Here is a 9,102-nt window from a genome sequence, read left to right as displayed (position 1 = left end):
GCCGGCGAGGCACCGGCGCCGGGCAGGACCGGAAGGACCGGCGTGCGGTGCGTGGTGTTCGGCGCCACCGGCTACCTCGGCGGACGGCTCGTCCCGGAGCTTCTCGCGGCGGGGCACACGGTGCGGGCGGTGGCGCGGACCCCGGCCAAGCTCGCCGACGTCCCGTGGCGGGACCGGGTCGAGACCGTGCGCGGCGACGTCACCGACCACGACAGTGTCACCGCCGCGCTCGCGGGGCAGGACGTCGTCTACTACCTGGTCCACGCGCTGACCGAACGCGGCTTCGCCGATATCGACCGGCGCGCCGCGCGCATCGTGGCCGAGCGCGCCGCGCACGCCGGGGCATCGCGGGTTGTCTACCTCGGCGGCATCGCCCCGGAGCACGAGCCGCTGTCGGCGCACCTGGCCTCTCGCGCCGAGGTCGGCCGCATCCTGCTCGACGGCCCGGTGCCCGCGATCGTGCTCCGCGCGGCGGTCATCCTGGGGTCGGGTTCGGCGAGCTTCGAGATGCTGCGTTACCTCACCGAGCGCCTGCCCGTCATGGTCACCCCGCGCTGGGTGCACAACCGGATCCAACCGATCGCCGTGCGGGACGTACTGCACTACCTCACGCGCGCGGCGACCGTCACCGGACGGGTCAACGGTGCCTTCGACATCGGCGGCCCGGATGTGCTCACCTACCTGGAGATGATGCGCCGCTACGCCACCGTCGCCCGATTGCGCAGGAGGGTGGTGCTGCCGGTTCCGCTGTTGACGCCGTGGCTCTCGGCGCAGTGGGTCAACCTCGTCACGCCGGTGCCCAAGGCCATCGCCGTGCCGTTGATCGGCTCGCTGGTGCACGAGGTCGTCTGTCACGACCACGCCGTGGCCGAGCACATCGCCGACCCCGAGAGCGGGCTCACACCCTACGACCGCGCGGTCGAGCTGGCCCTCGCCCGCGTGGGGCGCGACGAGGTACCCACCCGCTGGTCGGACGCGAGCACGCCCGGTGCGGCGGCGGACCCGCTGCCGACCGATCCGGAGTGGTCGGGCGGCACCCTGTACTCCGACGTCCGCGAGCAGCGCAGCCGCGCCGACCCCGAGGCGCTGTGGGAGGTGGTGGAGGCCATCGGCGGCAGGCGCGGCTGGTACTCCTTCCCGCTGGCCTGGTCGGTGCGGGGACGACTCGACCGGCTCGTCGGCGGGGTGGGGTTGCGGCGCGGACGGCGCCACCCGCACCGGCTCCGCGCCGGGGAGGCGCTGGACTGGTGGCGCGTCGAGCACATCGACCGGCCGCACGTGCTGCGCCTGCGTGCCGAGCTGCGTGTTCCCGGGCGCGCGTGGCTGGAGCTGTCGGTGCGGGGCGACGGTCACGGTGGCTCGGTGTACCGGCAGCGGGCGGTCTTCCTGCCGCGCGGTCTGGCGGGCCACCTGTACTGGACGGCGGTACAGCCGTTTCATGCGCTCGTGTTCGGGACGATGGCGCGGTCCATCGCGGGGGAGGCGGAGCGTGCGCCGACCGCGCCTACCCGGCCGGGACGATCTCGAACAGGGGCAGCAGCCCGGAGATTTGGAGCACACGGTAGGCGTGCTGGTCGACGTGGAGCAGGGTGATCGTTCCGCCACGCTCGCTCATCCGCTCGTGGGCGCGGACGAGTGCGCTGATGCACGCCGAGTCGAAGAACGAAAGGTGTGCGAAATTCACCACGAGCCGGTCGGCACCGCGGGCGAGCAGGCGTTCGAGGGCGTCGTCGAGCTGAGGCGCCACACCGTGATCGATTTCGCCACTCAAAGTGACTCTACCTTCGGTGTTGATCAGCTCAGTTTGCACGGTCGAGTGGTTTTCGGTCGTCGGCTTGTTGCCGTCCGTCATCGTTAGCCCGCTTCCGAGGTCACACACCTCCTACCGGGTAGTACCCCACCTGGAGGTTCGCCATGTCGTGTCTTAAGTTTGCCAGGGAGAACACGATCGATCAGCCCACGAGTGGGACACGAAGGTGGGAGCCGAGGATATGACCGACGAGACCGCCGAGGCTGTTCGGGCACGCCTGGCCGAGTTCCTGGAGGACCGGCGCGCTGAGATCGAGCGCGAGTGGTCGGCTACCGCCGTGTTCAGCTCCCGCGACCAGCGTGAGGCCGCCGAGGAGGCCGCGTCGCTGCTCAGCGGGGTACGGAAGGTGCTCGAATCCGGCGCCGAACAGGACCCCTCCGCCGAGGGGTTCGCCGCGGTCCGCACGGTGCTCAGCACCCTCGCCTCCCGTTCCGCCGGTGGGCGCTCCGGCAGCAAGCGTCCCGATGTCACCGTGCTGAAGGCGCCGGTACTGCGTCTGTGGGAAGAGCAGGACAATCCCGCCGACGTGGCCTACCGCGGCGGGCTGGCCCTGTCCACGGTGGTCGACACCCTGCGGATGGCCCTGATGGAGATCGAACTCTCCGCCGGTGCCGAGACCATCCTCGCCCAGCAGGAGCAGCTCGCCGAGCTGTCCACTCCCGTGGTCAAGCTGTGGGACGGCATCCTCGCCATTCCGCTGATCGGCACGCTCGACAGCATGCGCAGCCAGGCGGCCACGGAGAGCCTGCTCGAACAGATCGTCAGACAACAGGCCCGAGTGGCCATTCTGGACATCACCGGCGTCACCGCCGTGGACACCCTCGTGGCGCAGCATTTGCTCAAGACGGCGATGGCCGCGCGCCTGATGGGCGCCGAGTGCGTCATCAGCGGCATCCGCCCGCAGATCGCGCAGACCATGGTGCAGCTCGGCATCGATCTCGGCGAGGTCGCCACCCGCGCCACCCTCGCGGACGCGTTCGTGCACGCGCTGCGCAGCATCGGCATGTCCATCAGCCCGCTGCGGGAGGTGTCGTAGGCGGCCATGACGACCACGTCCATCGTCGGGCTGGGTGATGTCCTGCTCGTCACCATCCAGGGAGAACTCAGCGACCGCGACGCGCTCGCCCTCCAGGAGGAGCTGACCACCCGTGTGGTGGACATCAGCGCCCGCGGCGTGCTCATCGACATCTCCGGGCTGGAGATCGTCGATTCGTTCCTCGCCAGGACACTCCACGACATCGCGGCCGCCACGTCGTTGCTGGCGGCGCGCACGGTCGTCGTCGGGATGCGGCCCGAGGTGGCGATCACGCTTGTCGAGCTGGGCCTGACCTTGCCCGGACTGCGGACCGCGTTGACGGTGAGCCGGGGGCTGTCCGTGCTCGACGAGCGTGCGGACCTGCCATGACCGGCAATCTCACCGAGCACGAGGTCTCCATCCATGAGGAGGTCGACATCGTGCACGTCCGGCAGGCGGCGAGGGAACTCGCCGTGTCGGCGGGGTTCTCCCTCGTGGAACAGACGAAGCTGGTGACCGCGGCCAGCGAACTCGCCCGCAACACCCTCAAGCACGGCGGGGGTGGCGCGGCCGAGGTCGCGCTGGAGCACGGGGAGGGCGGCGGCACCGCGCTGCGGCTGGTGTTCCGGGACGCGGGTCCGGGCATCGTGGATGTCGACCAGGCCCTGACCGACGGGTACAGCAGCGCGGGCGGGCTGGGCCTGGGGCTCAGCGGGGCGCGACGCCTCGCCGACGACTTCGACCTGTGCACCAAGGACGGACAGGGGACCACGGTGACCGTCGTGTTCCGTACGAGTAAGACCGGGACGGGATGAACGGGACGGCGCTGCCGGTGAACGGACCCGTGCACGTGCGGCAGGCGCGGTTGCTGGCGAGCCGTTCGGCGCGGGACGCGGGCCTGCCCGAGCGGACGGTCGAGCGGGTGACCCTCGCCGTCTCCGAACTGGTGTCCAACCTGCTGAAGTACGCCACGGACGGTCTGCTGGTGGTCGTGCCGCGCCCGGACGGCCTCGACGTCATCGCGACCGACCAGGGCCCGGGCATCGAGGACGTGCCGGGCAGTCTGCGCGACGGCTACTCGACCGTCGGCACGCTCGGCGTGGGACTCGGTGGTGTCCGCCGGATGGCCGACGCGTTCGACATATACTCACGTCCGGGAGAGGGGACGACCGTGCTGGCGCGGTGGACCGGGCCCGCACCGACCCACCTCGGCGTCGAGGTGGGAGCGGCCGTGTTCACCGCCCTCGGCGAGACCGAGTGCGGTGACAGCTGGGTCGCCGCCCACGACGACGGTGTGACGACGGTGGCACTGAGTGACGGACTGGGTCACGGACCCGAGGCGGCCGTGGCGAGTGCCGCCGTGGCCGCGCACGTCCGCGCGAATCCGAGCGCGCCGCCTGCCGAGCTGATCGCGGCCATGGACGCCGATCCGACGGCTCGTCGGGGGGCCACGGTCGCGGTGGCGCAGTTCCACCCCGACCGCTCGACCTTGCTGTTCAGCGCTGTCGGCAACTCCTCGGTGCGGCTCTTCTCGGGCGACGGCGGCCACGAGGCCCTCGTGTCGACGCCGGGCATCGTCGGGCGAAGGCAGCGCAGCGGGCGCCGGGCCATGCCGGTGTCGCGCCCGTGGTCCCGGCACAGCCGGCTGGTGCTGCACACCGACGGGATCTCGCAGCGGTGGGACGCCGAGGAGATCGCCGCGTTGTTCTCCCACGACCCGGCCACGGCGGCCGGGTGGCTGCTCGGACGGTACGGCAGGAACCGCGACGACGCGTGCGCGCTCGTCGTGGCCGGAGGTGAGGTCGCGTGACGGACGACCTGCGGGAGAAACTGCGCGGGTTGTTGGGTGAGCGGGAGCTTCCCGACGAGGTGTGGCGGCGGATCGAGGACCACGGGGATGCCGACGACCCGCTCGCCGCCGCGGTGCGGACCCTGACCGACGTCGTCGCGGAGCGCGACAGCGACCTGCGCTGGCACCAGTCGGAACTGGAGCAGACGAATGCCGGGCTCCTGGCCCTGCACGGCGAGGTGGATCGGCAGCGGCGCCGCATGTCGTTCCTCGACGAGGTGAGCAGGGCATCGGCCACGTCGCTGGACAGCGCCCACCTGCTCGACGAGGTGGCCGCCCTGGTCCGCGAACAGGGCTTCGCCGACGAAACCCGGGTGTGGACGCTGACCGACCGCGGCCTGGCCTGCTACGCCGAACCGGAGCGCGAGCCGGACGAGGCCACGCGGACGGCGGTGCGCACGCGCAAGCCCGCCCAGGAGGACCCGCACCGGGTCAGCGTCCCGCTGACGGCGGGGCCGCACATGCTCGGCGTGTTCGACTTCCGCCGTCGAGGCGCCCCCTACACCGACGATGACGTGGAGCTGGCCAACGGTGTCGCCACCCGCGTCGCCGTCGGCCTGCGCAACGCGCACGAGTACGAGCGCGAGCACGAGCTCGCCGAGCGCCTGCAACGCGCGATGCTGCCGACCCTGGTGCCGCGCGGCGACCTCGGCCTTGTCGCCCGGTACCGCTCGGCGACCAGCGGGGTCCACGTGGGCGGCGACTGGTACGACGCCGTGACCAGGCCGGACGGCACCGTCGTGCTCTCGGTCGGGGACGTCACGGGCCACGGTGTCGACGCGGCCGTGGTGATGGGCCAGTTGCAGAATTCGTTGCGCGCCTACGCCCTGGAGGGGCACGGTCCCGCGCACTCGTTGCGCCTGGTGCACGAGCTGCTGCGCGGGCTGGACACGCCGTTGTTCGCCACGGCGGTGGTCGCCGAGGTCGAGCCCGAGAGCGGACTCCTGCGGTGGGCCAGTGCGGGGCATCCCCCGCCGCTTCTGCAGGAGGCGCGCGGAGCGGCGCGCTACCTCGAGGCCGAACACGCCCCGATGCTGGGCATCCACCTCCCGCGCGGGGTCGCCTTCCCCGAGCACGAACGCGACCTCGCCCCGGGGTCGTCGATCGCGCTGTTCACCGACGGGCTCGTCGAGCGGCGCACCAGTGACCTGGACGCGGGGATGTCACGCCTGGTGGAGGCGTTCGCCTCGTGCGAGGCTCACGGGCTGGCCGCGCGCGCCGAGCACGTGCTGCGCGTCATGCTCGGCGCCACCGACCACGACGACGACGTGTGCCTGCTGCTGTGCCGGTGGGAGGGCTGAGCCGCCCGGGCGGCGGAGCGGCCTGCCCGCGGGGCTCAGCCGTCGGCGACGGCCAGTTCGATCCCGGCGAGCCGGGCGCCGTCCGAGGCGCGTTCGGCGTGGAAGCTGCGCACGGAGCGCACGAGCGCGGTCAGCACGTGCCAGTTGAAACCCTGCTGCGGCAGGCTGGTGCCCTCCCGGCACGGAACCTCCACGCACGCGATCACGGTGTCGTCGCCGACGGTGAAGCGACAAGTCAGCGTGGTGGGCGTGGCCGCACGGGCCAGCAGGAGCCCGCACGCCTCGTCCACCGCCAGCCGCAGGTCGGCGATCGTGTCGAGTTGCAGGTCCCTGCGGATGGCCAGGTCGGCGGCGACGTTGCGGATCACCGGCACGAGTTCGGGTTCCGCGTCGACCGTCATTTCCACGGTACGGTCCGCCACGGTGCTACCCCCCTTCGTTGACGTGAGCACCGTATGACCGTGCTCGTCGACGGTCCACCGGGGAGGGGCGGTCGGCACCGGCGAGCAGTCGAGATCACACTTTCGGAGGTAGTAAGGTTCGGCTAACCTAACTCGCATGGTCGCTTTCCTGTCCCGCCGCGCGGTCCTGCGTGGTGGCGTCGCGCTCGGCACGACCGGGCTGCTCACCGCCTGTGGCGCGTCCGGCGGCGCAGGGAACACCGGCTCGGCCGGTTCCGGTTCCTGGACGTTCACCGACGACCGGGGCGAGACCGTCCGGTTGGACCGGACTCCCACCCGGATCGCCGGGCTCAACGACGTGATCGCCTCGCTCTGGAACTACGGCGTCGTCCCCGTGGGCTCCTTCGGCGCGACGGCGCTGGCCGACGACGTGAACTTCACCGGCCGCGACACCGCGCGCGTGACCGAGGTCGGAACCACGTACGGCCAGATCGACATCGAGGCGCTGCTCGCGCTCGAACCGGACCTCGTGGTCACCCATGCCTACCCGGTGGACAGCTCGGGACGGCTCGACCCGGCCAAGCCGCTCTACGGTTTCGCCGACCTCGCCCAGCAGCGCAAGGTCGCCGAGCTCGCGCCCATCGTCGCGCTCGCGATGGCGGGCTCGGCCACGACGGTGGTGGGGCGCACCGCCGAGTTCGCGCGCTCGATCGGCGTGCCGGAGCGCCGGCTGCGCGGATACGAGGCCGACTACGACGCCGCACGGGAACGGCTGCGCGCGGCGACCGAGGCTGGGCTGACCGCGATGGCGGTGGCGGGATATCCCGGCGACGGGGTGCACATCGCGAAGGCCGCGGACGACCCGGCGCTGCGCAGCTACACCGAACTGGGCCTGAGCTATCCCGACCCCGGGGGCGACGAGTACTACTGGCGCACGGTGAGCTGGGAGAACGTCACCGACCACCGCACCGACGTGGTGTTGTACTCGCTGCGGGCGATGGACAGGGCGTCCCTGCTCGACCAGCCCACCTTCGCCCAGCTTCCCGCCGCGCGCGCGGGCCAGGTGTATCCGTGGGAGTTCAGCTCCATGGACTACCCCGCGCAGGCCCGCACACTCGACGCGCTCGCCGCGAACCTGGAGAAGTCCCGCCCCGTGACCTGACGCGCGCGCCCGGGCGGCTCCGCGACACCACGCGAGGCCGCCCGGGCACGCGCGTTACGACGAGCTGGGCGCCTCGGCGAGTTCGGATTCCTCGTCGGCGGTCGGCGTCAACGCCGACTCGCCCTGTTGGAGCACCTCGTCGGCCTCGCGCAGGCGGGCGCGGGCCTCCTCGCGCAGCCTGGTCAGTCGCGAGACGACGTCGTTGGCCTCCGTCGTGCGGCGGTCGGCCTCCGCCGTGGCGGTCTCGACCAGGTGGGTCGCCTTCTCCGTGGCCTCGGTGACCAGCCGTTCCGCCTCGCGGGTGGCCTCGGCGACCCGCTGCTCGGCCTCGCGTTCGCTCGTGGCCTTCTCGTCGGCGATGTGCTTGTCCAGGGCCTCGCGCTCCGACGTCATGCGCGCCTGGAACTCGTCCTCGATCGTGCGCCGCCTCGCCTCGGCCTCGCCGTCGAGTTCCTCGCGCCTGCGCGCCGCCTCGGTGGTCATCCGCTCCACCTCGGCCTTGGTGGCCGCGAGGGCCTCCTCGTGTTCGCGCTTGAGGGCGTCGGCATGTCCGTCGAGCGTCTCCAGCAGCTTCTGGTACCGCTCGTGCAGCTTGTTCGACACGTCGCTGCTCTCGGCCCAGTGCTTCTCCGCGGCGGCCTCCGCGTTGGCCAGGATCTCCGAGGCACGGTTCTGCGCGAGCTCGACCGTGCGCTGCATCCGCTCGTCGAGGTCCTCGATCCGCTCCGGCGGCTTCTTCAGCTCCTCGACCCGTTCTCGGAGCCGCTCGATCTCCTGCCGGGCGCCGTCGAGGTCGCGTGCGGACTCCTGCGCTCTGGCCACGGCGTTGTCCCGGTCGACCATGACCTGATGCACCTGTGCTTCCAGGTGGTCGAGGTACTGCATCACCTGGTTGCGGTCGAAACCATGCCATGCCTGTCCGAACTCCCGGCGCAGCGGGAGCAGACGGTTGTCGTGCTCGGAAGCCATGCCTGAGACCGTACCCGCGCGCGGCGTGTCCTCATCGTCAGGCAGGCCGACCGGGTGAGTCGAGTTCGTCCACCCCGGAGGGTGAGTGGGGTCACACGGGTTCGGCGATCACGACCCGGTTCTCGGCGTAGCCGGTGGTGCCTCCCAGCCAGCGGCCTCCGCAGGTCACCAGCACGAGGCGGTGCCCGCCGCTCTGCCCGAACAACTCGGGAGCCCGCGCGGGCAGTTCGTCCTTGCGCAGCGTGAGTATCCGCGTGACCGAGTAGGTCCAGGTCTCGCTCGCCTCGCCGGTCACCGTCACCCGCTCACCGACCCCGACGTCCCAAAGCTCGGCGAACGGCCCCGTCCGGCCCTGCCAGTCGACGTGCCCGGCGAACACGCTCGCCCCGCTGGGCGCGTCCAGCCCCGCGCCCCACCAGGTGGCCTCGTCGAGGTTTTCCGGAACCGGCAGGACCGAATCCGGACCGACCTCCGCGCGGACGAGCGTGGCCGTGCCGCCGTCCGGCAGCCGCACCGTCCCCGGCGGTTGCCCACTGGGCGCGGTCTCGACCGCGGGCTCGGTGCTCGCCTCCGGCGTGGTGCCGGACTCCGCGTC

At 71.9% G+C, this 9,102-nt stretch carries 11 protein-coding genes; 7 read left to right on the top strand and 4 right to left on the bottom strand.

Features of this window, described 5'->3' with window-relative positions; all coding sequences use genetic code 11:
- Positions 1-42: 42 nt before the first annotated feature.
- Entirely contained in the window at positions 43-1,593 is a 1,551-nt protein-coding gene (locus SACSA_RS21775) for an SDR family oxidoreductase (RefSeq protein ID WP_083940189.1), read from the top strand.
- On the opposite strand, the gene SACSA_RS0106065 is transcribed toward SACSA_RS21775, so the two are convergent.
- Complete coding sequence (locus SACSA_RS0106065) at positions 1,505-1,852, bottom strand: STAS domain-containing protein (RefSeq protein WP_028661597.1); 348 nt, start codon at positions 1,850-1,852, stop codon at positions 1,505-1,507. The genes SACSA_RS21775 and SACSA_RS0106065 overlap by 89 nt on opposite strands.
- A gap of 139 nt (positions 1,853-1,991) precedes the next feature.
- On the opposite strand from SACSA_RS0106065, the gene SACSA_RS0106060 reads away from it, so the two are divergent.
- The 5 genes from SACSA_RS0106060 to SACSA_RS0106040 are packed head-to-tail and all read left to right on the top strand — an operon-like array spanning position 1,992 to position 5,975.
- Positions 1,992-2,846, top strand: a complete 855-nt coding sequence (locus tag SACSA_RS0106060; protein WP_019814270.1) for an STAS domain-containing protein — start codon at positions 1,992-1,994, stop codon at positions 2,844-2,846.
- Between the two features lie 6 nt (positions 2,847-2,852).
- Positions 2,853-3,215 (top strand): STAS domain-containing protein, encoded by a 363-nt coding sequence (locus SACSA_RS0106055; RefSeq protein WP_019814269.1) that lies wholly within the window; start codon positions 2,853-2,855, stop codon positions 3,213-3,215.
- Complete coding sequence (locus SACSA_RS0106050) at positions 3,212-3,640, top strand: ATP-binding protein (RefSeq protein ID WP_019814268.1); 429 nt, start codon at positions 3,212-3,214, stop codon at positions 3,638-3,640. Before SACSA_RS0106055 ends, SACSA_RS0106050 begins: the two co-directional genes overlap by 4 nt.
- Positions 3,637-4,635, top strand: coding sequence for an ATP-binding protein (locus SACSA_RS0106045; RefSeq protein ID WP_019814267.1), 999 nt, complete (start codon positions 3,637-3,639; stop codon positions 4,633-4,635). Before SACSA_RS0106050 ends, SACSA_RS0106045 begins: the two co-directional genes overlap by 4 nt.
- Complete coding sequence (locus SACSA_RS0106040) at positions 4,632-5,975, top strand: PP2C family protein-serine/threonine phosphatase (protein WP_019814266.1); 1,344 nt, start codon at positions 4,632-4,634, stop codon at positions 5,973-5,975. The genes SACSA_RS0106045 and SACSA_RS0106040 overlap by 4 nt, the downstream gene beginning before the upstream one ends.
- 35 nt (positions 5,976-6,010) lie before the next feature.
- Here SACSA_RS0106040 and SACSA_RS0106035 read toward each other — a convergent pair whose 3' ends face one another.
- Positions 6,011-6,397, bottom strand: coding sequence for an ATP-binding protein (locus SACSA_RS0106035; protein WP_028661596.1), 387 nt, complete (start codon positions 6,395-6,397; stop codon positions 6,011-6,013).
- 136 nt (positions 6,398-6,533) lie between these two features.
- Between SACSA_RS0106035 and SACSA_RS0106030 the strand changes: the two genes are divergently transcribed.
- Positions 6,534-7,538, top strand: a complete 1,005-nt coding sequence (locus tag SACSA_RS0106030; protein ID WP_019814264.1) for an ABC transporter substrate-binding protein — start codon at positions 6,534-6,536, stop codon at positions 7,536-7,538.
- A gap of 54 nt (positions 7,539-7,592) precedes the next feature.
- On the opposite strand, the gene SACSA_RS0106025 is transcribed toward SACSA_RS0106030, so the two are convergent.
- The gene (locus SACSA_RS0106025) at positions 7,593-8,507 is read right to left on the bottom strand and encodes a coiled-coil domain-containing protein (RefSeq protein WP_019814263.1); all 915 of its coding nucleotides are present in this window, start codon (positions 8,505-8,507) and stop codon (positions 7,593-7,595) included.
- Between the two features lie 91 nt (positions 8,508-8,598).
- Positions 8,599-9,102, bottom strand: a 504-nt coding sequence (locus tag SACSA_RS21770) for a class F sortase (RefSeq protein WP_019814262.1), incomplete at its 5' end; no start/stop codon positions are given.

Origin of the sequence: Saccharomonospora saliphila YIM 90502 (genome assembly GCF_000383795.1) — a bacterium.
Lineage (GTDB): Bacteria > Actinomycetota > Actinomycetes > Mycobacteriales > Pseudonocardiaceae > Saccharomonospora > Saccharomonospora saliphila.
The sequence above is the reverse complement of the archived record's forward strand: the minus strand, read 5'-3'. Positions and strand labels throughout refer to the sequence as shown.

Bases quoted from the DNA above. Each gene is read 5' to 3' on its own strand.
- SACSA_RS0106025 (WP_019814263.1), bottom strand. From the start codon at position 8,507: ATGGCTTCCGAGCACGACAACCGTCTGCTCCCGCTGCGCCGGGAGTTC.
- SACSA_RS0106055 (WP_019814269.1), top strand. From the start codon at position 2,853: ATGACGACCACGTCCATCGTCGGGCTGGGTGATGTCCTGCTCGTCACC.
- SACSA_RS0106030 (WP_019814264.1), top strand. From the start codon at position 6,534: ATGGTCGCTTTCCTGTCCCGCCGCGCGGTCCTGCGTGGTGGCGTCGCG.
- SACSA_RS0106050 (WP_019814268.1), top strand. From the start codon at position 3,212: ATGACCGGCAATCTCACCGAGCACGAGGTCTCCATCCATGAGGAGGTC.
- SACSA_RS0106060 (WP_019814270.1), top strand. From the start codon at position 1,992: ATGACCGACGAGACCGCCGAGGCTGTTCGGGCACGCCTGGCCGAGTTC.
- SACSA_RS0106045 (WP_019814267.1), top strand. From the start codon at position 3,637: ATGAACGGGACGGCGCTGCCGGTGAACGGACCCGTGCACGTGCGGCAG.
- SACSA_RS0106065 (WP_028661597.1), bottom strand. From the start codon at position 1,852: ATGACGGACGGCAACAAGCCGACGACCGAAAACCACTCGACCGTGCAA.